This is a genomic window from Brevibacterium sp. SMBL_HHYL_HB1 (genome assembly GCF_018208375.1).
GTDB classification, from domain to species: domain Bacteria; phylum Actinomycetota; class Actinomycetes; order Actinomycetales; family Brevibacteriaceae; genus Brevibacterium; species Brevibacterium intestinavium.
Genome location: NZ_CP062936.1, coordinates 1,580,703 through 1,595,222, shown reverse-complemented (window position 1 = coordinate 1,595,222; position 14,520 = coordinate 1,580,703). Strand labels below are relative to the sequence as shown.

General features: G+C 65.4%; 14 protein-coding genes and 1 tRNA gene. 8 read left to right on the top strand and 7 right to left on the bottom strand.

Annotation, left to right across the window (positions count from 1 at the left end; translation table 11 throughout):
• The first annotated feature begins 76 nt into the window (after window positions 1-76).
• Together IG171_RS07385 and IG171_RS07380 are read left to right on the top strand one after the other, a co-directional pair.
• The gene (locus tag IG171_RS07385; protein ID WP_212131030.1) at window positions 77-952 is read left to right on the top strand and encodes a nitrilase-related carbon-nitrogen hydrolase; all 876 of its coding nucleotides are present in this window, start codon (window positions 77-79) and stop codon (window positions 950-952) included.
• 25 nt (window positions 953-977) lie between these two features.
• Entirely contained in the window at window positions 978-2,429 is a 1,452-nt protein-coding gene (locus IG171_RS07380; RefSeq protein ID WP_212131028.1) for a cytosine permease, read from the top strand.
• A 137-nt stretch (window positions 2,430-2,566) separates the two neighbouring features.
• On the opposite strand, the gene IG171_RS07375 is transcribed toward IG171_RS07380, so the two are convergent.
• Together IG171_RS07375 and IG171_RS07370 are read right to left on the bottom strand one after the other, a co-directional pair.
• Window positions 2,567-2,639, bottom strand: a tRNA-Ala gene (locus tag IG171_RS07375).
• 115 nt (window positions 2,640-2,754) lie between these two features.
• Complete coding sequence (locus tag IG171_RS07370) at window positions 2,755-2,982, bottom strand: hypothetical protein (protein WP_212131026.1); 228 nt, start codon at window positions 2,980-2,982, stop codon at window positions 2,755-2,757.
• Window positions 2,983-3,787: 805 nt separating this feature from the next.
• Here IG171_RS07370 and IG171_RS07365 point away from each other — a divergent pair.
• On the top strand, window positions 3,788-4,693 hold the full coding sequence (locus tag IG171_RS07365) for a universal stress protein (protein ID WP_212131024.1): 906 nt from the start codon (window positions 3,788-3,790) through the stop codon (window positions 4,691-4,693).
• A gap of 145 nt (window positions 4,694-4,838) precedes the next feature.
• On the top strand, window positions 4,839-5,576 hold the full coding sequence (locus IG171_RS07360) for an alpha/beta hydrolase (RefSeq protein ID WP_249204169.1): 738 nt from the start codon (window positions 4,839-4,841) through the stop codon (window positions 5,574-5,576).
• Between the two features lie 77 nt (window positions 5,577-5,653).
• Here IG171_RS07360 and IG171_RS07355 read toward each other — a convergent pair whose 3' ends face one another.
• Together IG171_RS07355 and IG171_RS07350 are read right to left on the bottom strand one after the other, a co-directional pair.
• On the bottom strand, window positions 5,654-5,884 hold the full coding sequence (locus IG171_RS07355) for a hypothetical protein (protein ID WP_212131022.1): 231 nt from the start codon (window positions 5,882-5,884) through the stop codon (window positions 5,654-5,656).
• A 74-nt stretch (window positions 5,885-5,958) separates the two neighbouring features.
• The gene (locus tag IG171_RS07350; protein ID WP_212131020.1) at window positions 5,959-6,378 is read right to left on the bottom strand and encodes a phage holin family protein; all 420 of its coding nucleotides are present in this window, start codon (window positions 6,376-6,378) and stop codon (window positions 5,959-5,961) included.
• A 258-nt stretch (window positions 6,379-6,636) separates the two neighbouring features.
• Between IG171_RS07350 and IG171_RS07345 the strand changes: the two genes are divergently transcribed.
• Both IG171_RS07345 and IG171_RS07340 read left to right on the top strand, forming a co-directional pair.
• The gene (locus IG171_RS07345) at window positions 6,637-7,950 is read left to right on the top strand and encodes an MFS transporter (protein WP_212131018.1); all 1,314 of its coding nucleotides are present in this window, start codon (window positions 6,637-6,639) and stop codon (window positions 7,948-7,950) included.
• Between the two features lie 147 nt (window positions 7,951-8,097).
• Window positions 8,098-9,567, top strand: coding sequence for an oligopeptide:H+ symporter (locus IG171_RS07340; protein ID WP_212131016.1), 1,470 nt, complete (start codon window positions 8,098-8,100; stop codon window positions 9,565-9,567).
• A gap of 270 nt (window positions 9,568-9,837) precedes the next feature.
• Here the strand turns inward: IG171_RS07340 and IG171_RS07335 are convergent, their stop codons facing one another.
• Complete coding sequence (locus tag IG171_RS07335) at window positions 9,838-10,686, bottom strand: type II CAAX endopeptidase family protein (RefSeq protein ID WP_249204167.1); 849 nt, start codon at window positions 10,684-10,686, stop codon at window positions 9,838-9,840.
• A gap of 85 nt (window positions 10,687-10,771) precedes the next feature.
• Between IG171_RS07335 and IG171_RS07330 the strand changes: the two genes are divergently transcribed.
• Both IG171_RS07330 and IG171_RS07325 read left to right on the top strand, forming a co-directional pair.
• Entirely contained in the window at window positions 10,772-11,977 is a 1,206-nt protein-coding gene (locus IG171_RS07330; RefSeq protein ID WP_212131014.1) for a molybdopterin molybdotransferase MoeA, read from the top strand.
• 10 nt (window positions 11,978-11,987) lie between these two features.
• Window positions 11,988-13,163: a ThiF family adenylyltransferase gene (locus IG171_RS07325; protein WP_212131012.1), complete on the top strand. Its 1,176-nt coding sequence runs from the start codon at window positions 11,988-11,990 to the stop codon at window positions 13,161-13,163.
• Between the two features lie 7 nt (window positions 13,164-13,170).
• On the opposite strand, the gene IG171_RS07320 is transcribed toward IG171_RS07325, so the two are convergent.
• The gene (locus tag IG171_RS07320) at window positions 13,171-13,416 is read right to left on the bottom strand and encodes a MoaD/ThiS family protein (protein ID WP_212131010.1); all 246 of its coding nucleotides are present in this window, start codon (window positions 13,414-13,416) and stop codon (window positions 13,171-13,173) included.
• On the bottom strand, window positions 13,417-14,505 hold the full coding sequence (moaA, locus tag IG171_RS07315) for a GTP 3',8-cyclase MoaA (protein ID WP_212131008.1): 1,089 nt from the start codon (window positions 14,503-14,505) through the stop codon (window positions 13,417-13,419).
• Window positions 14,506-14,520 lie beyond the last annotated feature (15 nt).

Below are 14,520 nucleotides of genomic sequence, written 5' to 3'. Positions count from 1 at the left end.
CCAATCGCGCACTCGAGCAGAATCGATGCTCGTGAATGGGTGTGGCTGTGTGGTCTGAGACACTACTGTGCCTGGCATGACCACAATCACGTGCTGCCAATTCTCCCCACGACTCGGCGAAGTCGAAGCGAACGTCGATGAGAGCCTCGAACGGTTCGGCCGGGCAGTCGACGCCGGAGCCCGGATCGTCGTCTTCCCGGAACTGACCAGCTCCGGATATGCCTTCGCCGACTCCGCCGAAGCCGGTGCCGCGGCGCAATCGGTCGACGGATACGCGGTATCGCGGTGGAAGCAGGCCGCCGATGAGCACAACGCGATCATCGTGGCCGGGTTCTGCGAGGCCAACGAACACGGCAGACCCTTCAACAGTGCGGCACTTCTCGTTCCGGGCCGCGATCCCGTCATCTACCGCAAAGTCCACCTCTGGGATGCCGAACGGACGGTCTTCACCCCCGGTGAGGCTGCTCCACCGGTCGTCGAGACCGAGCACGGGCGCGTCTCCGTCGTCATCTGCTACGACCTTGAGTTCCCCGAGTGGATCCGCAGCCCCGCACTGCGCGGAGCCGACCTGATCTGTGCTCCCGTCAACTGGCCCAGGACGCCGCGGCCGGCGGGGGAGAGGCCCGGCGAAGTCGTGCGTGTCCAGGCACAGGCGTCGATGAACCGCGTGTCCATCGCCGCCTGCGATCGCACCGGTGTCGAACGGGACACTCATTGGACGTCGGCATCCGTGATCGTCGATGCGAACGGATGGCCGGTCGCTCTGGCCGATCTCGACCGGAGCGCGGAGGAAGCCGTCACGGCCGACATCGAACTGAGCGAGAGCCGGAACAAGAGGCTGTCCGATTTCAGCGATGTCTTCGCCGATCGACGCACCGACCTCTACTCCGCTCCAGGCGACGACGCGCATCGAGCCGTCGAATCGGAAACCAGCGAAGACCCACTGCGCTGAGAGGCGCTGAACCCAGGAGACGACGATGTCATCACAACTGTCCTCGAACACGACCGACTCCGTCATCGAATCCAGATCGATCGATGTGGTCCCCTTGTCCGAGCGCCATGGAGAGGTCTGGCACCAGGGACCCTTCTGGTTCGCCGGCAACTTCGTCCTGACCACCCTCGTCGTCGGATTCACCGGCCCGACGATGGGATTGAGCCTGGGATGGTCCGTCCTCGCGATCGTCCTCGGAGTGGGCTTCGGAACCTTCTTCATGGCCTTCCACGCCAACCAGGGTCCGACGATGGGCCTGGCCCAGATGATCCAATCTCGGGCCCAGTTCGGCAGCCGGGGAGTGCTGCTGCCATTCATCGCAACGGTCTTCGTCTACATCGGCTTCCTCGTCTTCGATACGATCCTCGTCACCCAGGGCATCGGGATCTTCCCCGAGGCGACATGGTTCTGGTATCCGGCCATCATCGCCGTGTCGATCCTCATCGCCGTGGTCGGCCACGATCTTCTCCACCTGATCCAACGATGGATGACCTACATCCTCATCGCCGTGTTCATCGTCATCACCGTCTTCGCGTGCATTCATCTGCCGACAGCGGCCATCGATGCCGACGCGCCGGTGAGAACGGCCGGGTGGACGGTCTCGGGGTTCCTCGTGCAGTTCTCGCTCTCGGCCGGGTACAACATCAGCTATTCCGTCTACGTCTCCGACTACACCCGGTACCTTCCGCACAGATCGTCGGCACCGAGGCTCATCGGTTCCGTATACGCCGGTGCCGGGCTGTCGGCGGTGTGGCTGATGTCGCTGGGAGCACTGCTGGCCGGATATGTTCCTGACGCCGATCCGATCGCTACCCTGCGCAGTGTCGGAGACATGGTCTTTCCGGGCTTCGGAACGATCGTCGTCCTCGTCTCGTCGATGGCCTTGGTCTCGATCATGGGTGTCAACGCCTACGGTGCGATGCTCACAGGTGCCAGCGCCATCGACGGGTTCAAACCGATGGAGCCGACAGTGCGTCTGCGAGTGGTGTCATTGGTCATCGTCGGCGCAGTCGCTCTCGCGATCGCATGGACGATTCCGGACGACTACCTCGGCAGCTTCAACAGCTTCGTCGGACTGATGCTGTACTTCCTCATTCCCTGGACTGCGGTCAACCTCGTCGACTTCTACCTCGTCCGACGCGGTCGCTACGCGCTCGGCGACATCGTCAGCGGCAATGGTGTCTACGGTCGATGGGCGTGGAGGGGGCTGACGGCCTACGCGGTCGGATTCGCGGCGATGATCCCGTTCTTCTCGCTGTCCTTCTACACGGGCGCGGCCGCCTCGGCGATGGATGGCGCGGACATGTCGTTCGCCGTCGGACTGCTGGTCGCGGGTCTGATGTATTTCATCCTCACCCGGCGCCGGCCGGAGGGGCAGAGGGAAGAGGAGGCGATCCAGCGCAGTGCCGAGGACTTCGGCCTCACCGGTGATCACTGACCACGTGTGGGTTCAGGCTCAGACGTACGGATGAGAGGATCGGGCGCTTGTCCGGTCGGGGCCGGGCGTGCACCAGCGCAGTGAGCGCACACGACGAAGCGCCGGGATCCGATCATCGGATCCCGGCGCTTCTGCGGTGGAGGTAAGGGGATTCGAACCCCTGACCTTCTCCATGCCATGGAGACGCGCTACCAACTGCGCCATACCCCCGCTTGCCTGATCAATATTACCCAGGTGGGGGTGTCAGAACAAATCGGGAGAAGGTGACGCTCGACACAGTCGTGGATCGGTGGCGCGAACCCCGGAGATTCCGCGCCACCGACGGTCAGATGAAGGGCCTGACCAAGCTGAGATAGCGAACGACGTCGCGGTCGCGCATCTCGCGGATGCGCTGGTCTCGCGCATACGCACGCAGCCGGGCGTCATATCGGCGCGCGTGCCTCTGGCGGCGCACCTCGGTGCTGGTGGCCGGTCGGCGTGCCCACCGGATGAGCTTCATTCCGGTGCTCAGCGCCCAGCGGCGGGGCCAGGTGAATGGAAATGCGGTTGTCACAATGATTCCTCTGATTCTTATGGCAGGCGAGATCTGCAAATGGGCAGGGGTTATCGCCGAAAAGCTCAGCGACAAGAATTCTGGAAAGAGACGCCTCGGCCGGTGAGGAATCCCAACGAGAATATCTTTGAAACGACAATGTGCTTGCGAATGAAACACGCGTCGTATGCGGAAAAGCGGTGCTGGTCTGCGACCGCAGTGCCGGACGTCGGCGAAGGACCTGTGTCCGAGTACCGGCTCAGCAACAGTGCTGTCGGCGCTGCGGGATCAGATGCGAAGGCTGCCTGACCGACGACGGACGGACCCGGTGAGGGACTGACCGGAGATCATGCCACCGGTGGCAAGGCGTTGATCGGCAGCCTGGGGCCCACCGGTGGAGAAAGACGCGAATGACGGCTGCTGGTCAGCCGGCGAGTCCTTGTCCACCCATGGGGCAGGCAGCACGCTTGTGCCAGGGCGTTCGAAGGTCGGGCCCTGCGAATGGCATATTCATCGAAGCTGCGCTCCTTTCATGGTCGTGGAACTCGCGTGAACGGCGTCGGCGCTCACTGTGGTCGAAATGCAATCAAGAATGTGTCTGCGAATCCGTAATTGCACTGACGAATTTAGCACAGTGAAGATCCGCTGCGGTAGTTCTGTTCATTATATTCTCAAAGAAGTTTTCATAATCCGCGAAATCGAGGCACGACTGTCCGGATTCGACAACGGCACAGTGGTCGAATTCGATTCCATCCGGCTGCCCCATGGGAGAGGTGGCAGGGCAACGTAGAATCGACCCAGACGTGCATCTACAGGGGAGCTGAGAATGTCAGAGACCGCCACCACTCGACGACTGGTCGTCGGATACATCGCCACCGACCGCGGCCGTGATGCGATGGCCCTGGCCATCTCGATCGCCCGCTCCATCGACATCGAACTGGTCGTGACCATCGTCCGTCCGGAGTCCTCGACGATTCTGGCCGGGAGTGCGGTGCCGAAGGACGGTGCGGGCATCGTGGCCGAGCAGATCGACGAATGGCTCGAGGAGGCCATGGCGCTGGTGCCCGACGACGTTGCCGCCAGGGGCGTCATCCACGTCGCGTCCAATGAGGCCAAGGGACTGATGGAAGTCGCCGAGGAGGAAGGCGCCCAGGGCATCGTGATCGGCGCGCGGGCGGCCACCCTCATGCGGCAGCTGCGGATCGGCACGGTCGCCTCCGCGCTGCTGCACTCGTCGACGGTCCCGGTCTTCCTCGCCCCTCACGGCAGGTCCGACATCGGTCCGATCTCTCGCGTGACCGCTCTCTACGGGGCTCGTCCCGGCGCCAGCTCACTCATCGGCGCCGCCGTCGAGACCGCCTACGGTCTGGGCGTCGACCTGCGGCTGCTGTCGCTGATCGAGAACGACGGCCTCTATGACGACGAGGTCGCCGAGCTGACCGAATTCGCCGAACAGTACGGGGGAGCGGTGCTGGCCGAGCAGGCCTCACAGATGCTGGCCTCGGGGCGTGCGGCGGTCAGATCGCAGGCCGGAGCCGACATCGAGGAGGCCGCCGACAGCATCGACTGGCAGTCGGGCGATCTCGCGTTCATCGGCTCCAGTCGCCTGGGCCGCGGAGGGAAGGTCGCCATCGGGGCGAGAGCACGACGACTGCTGCGTGTCCTGCCGGTGCCGGTGGTCGTCGTCCCGCGACGGGCCGTCAGCACGAGTCCGGCGCCCGAGTCGCACTGAGCGCGCCGAAATCGTGAGGACGAGGCCCTCTCACCGAATCGAACTGCGACTCGGCTGCCACACCACTGCCGCCTGGGTCTATCCCGGAGATCCCGAACGCCGCCCGCTTCTCATGGTGCACGGGTTCCGCGGAGACCATCACGGGATGGACCTGATCGCCGGAGACATCCGCGACCGGGAGGTCATCGTCCCCGACCTGCCCGGCTTCGGTCGCACCCCGCCCTTGGAGTCGGGATCCGGGCTGAGGTCATTCGTCGACTACCTGTTCGCGCTCGGCACCGAGATCGGCCGGCAGCGGCAGCCGAAGCCGATCGTGGTCGGCCACTCCTTCGGCTCGATCCTCGTCAGCCACCTGGCCGCCTCCCACCCCGAAGCAGTTCCCGAGCTCGTCCTCATCAATCCGATCACCAGCCCGGCCCTGGAGGGTTCGGCCCGGTTCCTCACCGCGCTCACCCGGGTCTACTATTCGCTCGGTGCGCGCCTGCCCGAACGCCCCGGACGGGCGTTGCTGAGCAGCAGGCTGATCGTGCGGGCCATGAGCGAAGTGATGGCGACGACGTCGGATGCCGGTCTGCGACGCTATGTCCACGATCAGCACGACCGGCACTTCTCGTCATTCGCCGACCGGCAGTCCCTGGCACAGGCCTATGCGACCTCCATCGCGCACACCGTCACCGAGGTGGCCGCCGAGCTGACCATGCCGGTGCTCGTCATCGCCGGCGACCGAGACTCGATCGCTCCCATCGGACCCACTCGTGACTTCGTCTCCCGGCTTCCCGAGGCCGAACTCGTCGAACTGACCGGAGTCGGTCACCTCGTGCACTACGAGCGGTCGGCCGAAGCCGCCTCGGCGATCATGGGCTTCTCAGCGAAACGGGGCTGATCGGGTCAGAAACGGGTGGGAGACGATTCAGGGCCGCTGCGCATCAAGCGCAACGGCCCTGTCGATCGACGGGTGGATCATGGGCGCGGGTCACGGACCCACTGATAGATCATCGGGACGAGGAAGGCGAAGCAGGAGGCGAGCAGGCCGCCCCAGAACACCCAGAACTCGGTGCCTTCGGGCGAGGAGAACGCCGCCCCGAACAGGTAGAGGCCGAACAGGAAGAGAACGAACGCGATGATGAAGACGATGACGTCTCCGAAGGATGCTGAGTTGCGGGTTCGCTTCGTAGCGGCAGTATTGGACATGGTCTCCTCCGACAATGCTTCTGGTGGTCACGCTGACACTCTGCGCCCAGTCTACATCGCGTAGAGAACTTTGCTCATCTCCGGTTCGATTCCGCGCTTCGCTCGGGTGCCAGCCATCCGAGGAGAGCCGAGACGATCGAGACGATGATCGCGGCGAAAATGGCGGAGAAGAAGAACGAGTCGATGGTGAATTGGAAGGGGGTGAACCCGCTGAGCCAGCTCGTCAGAGCCAGCATCAGCGCATTGATCACGATCGAGAACAGCCCCAAGGTCAGGCAGGTGATCGGGGCGGAGACGAAGCTGAGGATCGGTTTGATGAAGGCGTTGGCCAGTCCGAAGATGAGTCCGATGACGAGGTAGGAGATGATCATCGCCGGGATCGGCCCGGTCTGGTCCTCGACGAGCTGGTTCCCTGTGATCGTCACGCCGGGCAGAATCCAGGACGCCACCCAGATCGCGCATGCGTTGACGACGACTCGAGAGATGAAATTCATAGCTCTCATCTTCCCAGACCGATCTGCGTTCTCACTGAGTCGGGGATGGGAATGAGGTCCGTGCCGACGACCGGGCGAGTGCCGAGGGGCTCCCGGCGCGGCAGGGGGCGAGTTCGACTCGAATCGGGCGGGCAAACCCAGTAGCCTGAAAGCAGGGCCGATCGGTCCGAGCAACGCAGTGCATCTACCGAGTGATTTGATCCAGGTCACCACGGCGGCACGGTCTCCCGCACTGTCGGGAGGAGAAACTGGATTGGTATGACAGACAACAGCACTCGCACCACCGCAGGCACTGGCAGCGAACCGACCCTGTTCTCGGTCGTCGGCCGCAGCTATTTCCCGATCGCATTCATCGCTCGCATGCCCTTCGCCATGATCGTCGTCGGGGTGCTGACCCTCGTCGTCGCCGGACGCGGCTCGCTCAGCCTCGGCGGGATCAACTCCGCCATGGTGGGCCTGGGCACCGCACTGTTCGGCTCCTTCATCGGGGCGGCCGCCGACCGCTGGGGCCAACGCTATGTTCTGCTCGTCGTCGGTCTCCTCAACTGCCTGGCTCTGGCGTTCATGGCCTGGGTGGTGTTCAGCCCGCTGCCCGACATCGTCGTCTTCATCGCCGCGTTCGCGATCGGGGCCACCTCCCCACAGGTGGCGCCGCTGTCGCGCTCCCGGCTGGTCGACATCATCCTGACCGCGCTCCCACCGTCGCGCAGACCGAAGGTCCTCAACGGGACCATGGCCTACGAATCCGCCGCCGACGAGGTCATCTTCGTGTTCGGCCCCTTCCTCGTCGGACTCCTCGCCACGTTTTTCAATCCGGTCGCGCCGATCATCGGGGCCATCGTCATGACCATGGTCTTCGTCTCCGGATTCGCCCTGCACCCGACCGGTCGAGCCCGGGCGGCAGGCGGATCGGCCGAACTCGACGAACGGGCCCCGGCGAAGGACATGTTCACCGGCGGCGTCTTCGTCGTCGTCCTCGGCGTCTTCGGGGTCGGCATGGTGTTCGGATCGACACTGACGGCACTGACGGCGCTGACCAATGACATCGGCCGCCCCGAGGAGGCCGGACTCATCTACGGCGTCATGGGCATCGGGTCGGCGGTGGTGGCCATCTCGGTGGCGGCCTTCCCCTCATCGTTCACCCTGTGGGCCCGGCTGCTGTGCTTCTCACCGATCATGGTCATCGGATCGCTGCTCCTGGCCTCGACGGAATCCCTGCCGATCATCGTCGTCGCACTGCTGCTGATGGGCTCGGCCATCGGGCCGAGCCTTGTGACGCTGTTCAGCCTCGCGGCCGAGCGGGCCCCGCGGGGACGTTCGGCGACGGTGATGTCGATGGCCGGTTCGGCCATCATCGTCGGCCAGTCGGTGTCCTCGGCGATCAACGGCGTCCTCGCCGACGTGGAGGGAACGGCCACAGCGATGGCCGTGCCGGTGGCCGCCTCGACGGTGGTCCTCATCGCCGGCGTGCTCAACCTCGTCGTCGCCTTCCGACCGCGCGGCAGAGGCTCAGGACACCGAGGTTCCAAGCAGGAGAGCAGAGCCGTCATCGACGGCGAACAGGAGACCTGAATCACGGTCGATTCCCGCTTCCTGGGACGCCGTGTCCCAGCCGCCGATTCGTGTGACCGCAGGTGCGACGAAGAGTAGGATCTGCGCTGGTCCATCGTGAAGCACACCACGAGATGTGTGCTCTCACACCACTACGGAAAGCTCACAATGTCTTCAAGCACCTCGACGACCGAGGCAGTCCGAAACGACACTCGATTCTTCGGACACCCCCTTCCACTCATGCAGCTGTTCAGCCTGGAACTGTGGGAGCGGTTCTCCTACTACGGGATGAATGGCATCCTCGCCATCTACCTCTACTTCAGTGTCACGAACGGCGGACTGGGCCTGGACAAGGGCACAGCCGTGGGCATCGTCGGCGCATACGGGGGTGCGGTCTTCCTGGCCACGATCCTCGGCGCGTGGGTCGCCGACCGACTGGCCGGAGCCGAGAAGGTGCTCTTCTACTCGGCGATCATCATCATGATCGGCCACATCTGCCTCGCGCTCGTGCCGGGGTTCGGGGGAGTCGCCCTCGGACTCATCCTCGTGGCGCTGGGCTCAGGCGGTCTCAAGGCCAACGCCTCAGCCCTGGTCGGTGAACTCTACGACGAGAAGGACTCCCGGCGAGACGCCGGCTTCACGATCTTCTACATGGGCGTGAACATCGGTGCCATGTTCGGGCCGCTGATCACCGGCATCCTGCAGAAGGAGATCGGCTTCCACTACGGCTTCGGCGCCGCCGCGGTCGGCATGGCTCTGGGACTGATCATCTATGTCACCGGTCGCAAGAACCTGCCGCCCGAGTCCCGGACCGCGGTCAACCCCCTGCCGAAGTCGAAGCTCTACCTGTTCATCGTCGCCGTTGTCGCCGTCGTCGTTCTCGCGATCGTGCTGTGGATGACGAAGGTGGTCAGCCCCGACAACATCGACTGGTGGATCGCCGGCATCTCCGCGGCAGCGGCAGCGTGCTACATCATCGTCATGTACACCTCGCCGCAGACGAACACCGAAGAGCGCTCCCGCGTGCTCGCCTTCATCCCGTTCTTCCTCACCAGCGTGGTCTTCTGGTCGATGTACCAGCAGATCTTCGGTGTGCTCACCGTCTACTCCGACACCCAGCTCAATCGCTCGATCTTCGGGTGGGAGATGCCGATCAACTGGATCCAGCTGATTCCGGCGATGTTCGTCATCATCTTCGCTCCGCTGTTCGCGACCATGTGGATGAAGCTGGGACCGAAGCAGATCTCGACCCCGGTCAAGGCCGGACTGTCCTTGGTCTTCATCGGCATCGGCTTCCTCATGTTCCTGCCCTATGCCGATGCGGGGGCGAACGAGACTCCGCTGCTCTGGGTCGCACTCATCCTCGCGGTCTTCGTCTTCGGTGAGCTGCTCATCTCCCCGGTGGGCCTGTCGTTCTCGACGAAGGTCTCGCCGAAGGTGTTCCAGTCGCAGATGATCGCCGTCTTCTTCCTCGCCTCGGGTGTCGGCACGGCTCTGTCGGGGGTGCTCGGCGGGTACTTCTCCGCTGAGAACCAGATCCCGTACTGGACGTCGATCGGCGGTGCCTCGGTGGTGCTGGGTCTGCTGGCCCTGACGCTGACCAAACCGATGCTCAAGCTGCTGCGCGGCATCCGCTGAGCCGGCGGCCCTGCCGCTCGCCCGCCTGGGAACGGCTGCGGGGACGCTGGGAAGCCCCTCGACCAATCGGGTTCGAGGGGCTTTCTGTGCCTGTGAGCACTCGTCCGGCCCTCAGAACCAGGCTCCGCTTCAGCATCCCTGACCGCCAGTGCCGCTGCAGAGCGCTGCCGCGGGGTGAATAGTCAGCGCGGGTCAGGGGCGCTGGGAACTGCAGGAGATGCCGGCAACGCGCAGGGACGTCGCGCTCGAGCTCGCGCTCAGACGCCATACTCAGATGCCGAAGAAGATGGGCAGCGCCTGCGGGTGGTGGGCATGGACGATGGTGAGGAAGACGAGGGCATCGAAGAGCAGATGCACCGTGATCGTATAGGGCAGAGACTTCGTGCGGGTGAAGATGAACGCCTGGGCCAGGGCGAAGGGAATGGTCAGCAGCGGCCCGATCGAACGGTAGCCGAGCTCCCACAGGAACGACACGAAGATGATCGAAGTGAACACGTTCGCGGTCCAGAACGGGAAATGCTTGCGCAGCAGGGCGAAGACGGTGCAGATGAAGAACAGTTCGTCCCAGATGCCCACGGCGTTGACCCCGAAGAACAGTCGCAGGATCTCCGACCACCCGGTGATCGGCGGCCAATTCAGATAGACCCCGGTGCGCAGGAAGTACTGCGGCAGGACGACCCACGCAGTGATGACGACGAAGGCCAGCCATCCCCACTCGAGGCGTGACCACGGTCGCCCGCGTCTGCGCGGGAACACGATCGTACGGTCGGCGAAGACATACCGGGTGACCAGCCACGGTCCGATGACGACCGTCGAGAGCACGAGACCCATCCGGACGATGTTCGTCCATGAGATGTCGGCTTCGACCGAGATCGCCGAGATCAGTCCGAGGCAGGCGGCGATGATGGACAGATCCCGCGCGAACCGCCGGTTCCTGCTCCACGCCACCGCGAGGCCCAGCAGCATCGGGACGTACCCATAGGCCCGGGCCTCGGGAAAAGTCGTCCCCACACCGAAGAGGACGACGGCTGACAGTGCCAGCAGGGCGGTCGCGGCCGCTTCCCAGGTCATCAGCCCGTGTCGTGCGGTCTCGGCTGATTGCGCATGCTCGTTGTCCACGATGCACACTGTAGACGAGCGCAGGCGAAGCAGCGATCACCCCGCTCGGCGTGACGCGTAGGATCGAAGCGAAGGAAGGACATCAGTGGATCCAGAGGACTACTCCGAGCTCATCGCCGATCTGGCACCCGCCCGCCGCACCGAGGTCGTGGCCGCACACGAGGCGATCGGGCGCACCGTCAGCGCCGACATCGTCGCCGTCCGTCCCGTACCTGAGTTCCCCACCTCGGCGATGGACGGATTCGCCCTCGACGAGGCGGCCGTGGCAGCGGCCGGACGCGGAGAGGAGATCACCGTCGTCGGTGACTCCCCCGCCGGACACGAATCCGCACCGCTGTCGCCGGGATGCGCCGTGCGTGTGATGACGGGAGCCCCGGTGCCCACCGCCGCCGAGGCGGTCGTGCCCGTTGAGCTCACCGATGCGGAACCGACCGGCCCGGCCCCGTCGACGATCCGTCTCGCCTCCGTGCCCGAGACCGCCCGCGACGGCTGGAACATCCGTGCGGTGGGGGAGGACATCGCCGGCGGCGAGGTCGTCGTGGCCGCCGGGGCCCGGCTGACGTCGGCCGGGGTCGGCACGCTCATCATGCTCGGGATCGAAGAGGTCGAGGTGATCGCCGCCGCCCGTGTCGGTGTGATCGTCACCGGTGACGAACTGCGCGCCCACGCCGCCGAGGCGACCGGGCCGACGATCTTCAATTCGAACCTGCCGATGCTCGTCTCCGCACTGTCAGCGACCGGCGTCGAGGTCAGCGAAGCGATCTGCGGCGACGAGCCGGATCAGCTGCTGGGACTGCTGAACGGAATGGAGGACGAGGTCGATCTCGTGCTCACCACCGGCGGGATCAGCGCCGGTGCCTTCGAGGTCGTGCGGCAGGCCCTCGAATCGGAGCACTCGACCTTCGCCCGGGTGGGCATGCGTCCGGGGTCCCCGCAGGGCCACGGGCGCTTCGGCACTGTGCCGATGCTGCACTTTCCCGGCACCCCGCAGGGGGCGTTCCTCGCCTTCCATCTGTTCGCCCGATCCCTGCTGGTCGGCCGACCGCTGCGCAGTCGGTGGAAGAAGGGAATCTGCGCCGGCCCCGGACCCGCCCGGCATGAGAAGGCTGTGACCTTCCGTCCCGGCGGGTTCACCGACACGGGAGAGATCGCCGCGGCCGCCCGGTCGCGTCTGCGCGACTTCGCCGCCGCCGATGTCATCATCCGCATTCCGCAGGGCACCGGCGAGACCCCGGCCGGGAGCGTCATCGAGTACCTGGACTGCACAAGCGGCCGGAGTCGACCGAACTAGGATGGGAGACATGACAGAACCTCGGCTCGATCCTGCCCACCGTGCACGCTATGCCCGCCAGATCCGATTGGCCGGCTTCGGCGAGACGGCGCAGGCGACCCTGCTCGAATCGCATGTGCTCGTCATCGGGGCCGGCGGGCTCGGGACACCGGTGCTGAGCTACCTTGCGGCCCTCGGCGTCGGAACGATCTCCGTGATCGACCCCGATATCGTCGAACTGAGCAACCTCCACCGACAGGTCATCCACACCGAGGCGGCCGTCGGCGCCCGGAAGGTCGACTCCGCCAGGGAACGCATGAGCGGGATCAACTCCTCTGTCGACATCCGCACCCATCCGGTCCTGCTGACTGCCGACAACGCGCTGGAGCTGTTGCGCGGGGCCGATATCGTCATCGACGGCAGCGACAACTTCGCGACTCGCTACCTGGCCAATGACGCCTGCGAGATCCTCGGGATCCCGCTGGTGTGGGGCACGATCCTGGGCTTCGACGGACAGGTCGCCGTCTTCGACTCGCGCAGCGGCGCCACACTGCGCGATCTCTATCCCGAAGTGCCCGCCCCGGGTTCCGTGCCCGATTGCTCCGTGGCCGGCGTCCTCGGGCCGCTGTGCGGCAGCATCGGCTCGGCCATGGCGATGGAGGCGGTCAAGATGCTCACAGGCATCGGCACCCCCTTGGTCAACGCGGTCGCCGTCCACAGCAGCCTCGATGCCGGGTGGGAGACGATCCCGGTCTCACCGATCCCCGGCAGGGAACGGGTCACGGACCTGAGGGCGCATCTCGTCGACTATGCACAGCACACGTTCGGATCCGAGTCCGAGCAGGCAGACGGGCACGGGCCGAGGTGCGAGGCGAAGGGTCGCGATCTGGGACCGGCGGCGCTCGACTGGGCGCAGCTGGGGCCGGAGGCGACCCTCGTCGATGTCCGTGACGACGATGAGATCAGCGCTGGGATGGTGCCCGGCGCCACCCACGTCCCGATGGCCGAGCTGCTCGACGATCCGAGCAGACTGCCGAGGCCCGACGCGGCAGAGACCACTGATGGAGTCGGTGTCGCACTCTACTGCCGAGCGGGCATCCGTTCGGCCAGGGCCGCCGCACAGCTGAGGGCCGACGGAATCGCCGTGACCTCGATCAACGGCGGTTATCTGGCCTACCTGTCGCAGGCGGCGGACCGGAGCGAGTGAGACGACCTCAGCCGCCGGCGAACGGCGGGAGCACGTCGACGGTGTCACCGGCGTTGAGCGTCGCGGACCGATCGGTCGCGGCCACGGAGTTGACGAGGAAGCTCGACCGCGAGAGCACGGTCGCCGCCTGCGGATCGGCCTCCTCGGCGAGAGCGGAGACGAGCTCGTCGACGGATCCGGCGCGGATCTGCGACTCGCGGGCTCCGAAGGCCTCGCGGGCGGCGGCGAAGAATCTGACGGTGATGGTGGGCATTTATCCTCCGATGGCGCTCATGGGGCGTTGGGGCTGCTGGAAGTCCTCAGTGCCCATGCCGTGACCGGCGAGCTTCTTCCAATGCGCTCCCTTCCACAGGTTCGCGATCGACTCGTCGTCGGCGCCGTCGCGCATGGCGGTGAGCAGATCGACCTCGGTGTGGGAGAACAGACAGGTGCGGACCCGCCCCTCCGCGGTCAGCCGGGTGCGGGTGCAGTCGGCGCAGAAGGGCCGTGTCACCGAGGCGATGATGCCGACGTCGCCGAGGATGGTGTCGGGGTCGCGGCGATCCGCGACGAGGAACTTCTCCGCCGGGGCGCCGTTGCGCGGGGCCGAATCCGGGGTGAGCACGAAGCGGGGCTCGAGCAGGGCGAAGACATCGGCGGCAGTGACCATCGACCCGCGGTTCCAGGAATGTCCGGCGTCCAGGGGCATCTGCTCGATGAACCGCAGGGCCAGCCCCTCATCGAGGCACCACTGCAGCAGATCAGGTGCCTGGGCGTCGTTGACCCCGGGCAGGAGGACGGCGTTGATCTTCACCGGGTCGAGTCCGGCGGCCTTCGCTCCGTCGATGCCCTCGAGCACACGGCGGAGGAAGGGACGTCTGGCCATGGTCTCGAAGGTCTCGGGATCGATGGTGTCGAGCGAGACGTTGATGCGGTCGAGACCGGCCTGCTTGAGTGCGGCGGCCCGTTTGTCGAGACCGATCGCGTTCGTCGTCAGGGCGATATTGGGCCGCGGCTCCAATGCGGCGACTCCGGCGATGATCTCGTTGATGTCCTTGCGGGTCAGAGGCTCACCGCCGGTGAAACGGACCTGATCGACACCGAACTTCTCAACGGCGATGCGCACGAAGCGCACGATCTCGTCACCGGTCATCGCGGCATCCCGGGACATGAACTCGACGCCTTCGGCGGGCATGCAGTAGGTGCAGCGCAGATTGCAGAAATCGGTGAGTGAGACGCGCAGGTCACGGGCACGACGACCGAAGGTGTCCAGAAGCGAATCCTCGTTGTGGGCCGTGAACGCTTCGCCCGGGTCGACCGTCGGAGTTCTCATCACCGGCATCGGCAGACCGATCGTCGACATTTCGTCATCCTCCTC

Excerpts from the sequence above, each read along its gene's own strand:
- IG171_RS07385 (WP_212131030.1), top strand. The coding sequence starts at position 77 with ATGACCACAATCACGTGCTGCCAATTCTCCCCACGACTCGGCGAAGTC.
- IG171_RS07380 (WP_212131028.1), top strand. The coding sequence starts at position 978 with ATGTCATCACAACTGTCCTCGAACACGACCGACTCCGTCATCGAATCC.
- IG171_RS07365 (WP_212131024.1), top strand. The coding sequence starts at position 3,788 with ATGTCAGAGACCGCCACCACTCGACGACTGGTCGTCGGATACATCGCC.
- IG171_RS07360 (WP_249204169.1), top strand. The coding sequence starts at position 4,839 with ATGGACCTGATCGCCGGAGACATCCGCGACCGGGAGGTCATCGTCCCC.
- IG171_RS07355 (WP_212131022.1), bottom strand. The coding sequence starts at position 5,884 with ATGTCCAATACTGCCGCTACGAAGCGAACCCGCAACTCAGCATCCTTC.
- IG171_RS07350 (WP_212131020.1), bottom strand. The coding sequence starts at position 6,378 with ATGAATTTCATCTCTCGAGTCGTCGTCAACGCATGCGCGATCTGGGTG.
- IG171_RS07345 (WP_212131018.1), top strand. The coding sequence starts at position 6,637 with ATGACAGACAACAGCACTCGCACCACCGCAGGCACTGGCAGCGAACCG.
- IG171_RS07340 (WP_212131016.1), top strand. The coding sequence starts at position 8,098 with ATGTCTTCAAGCACCTCGACGACCGAGGCAGTCCGAAACGACACTCGA.
- IG171_RS07325 (WP_212131012.1), top strand. The coding sequence starts at position 11,988 with ATGACAGAACCTCGGCTCGATCCTGCCCACCGTGCACGCTATGCCCGC.
- IG171_RS07320 (WP_212131010.1), bottom strand. The coding sequence starts at position 13,416 with ATGCCCACCATCACCGTCAGATTCTTCGCCGCCGCCCGCGAGGCCTTC.
- moaA (WP_212131008.1), bottom strand. The coding sequence starts at position 14,505 with ATGTCGACGATCGGTCTGCCGATGCCGGTGATGAGAACTCCGACGGTC.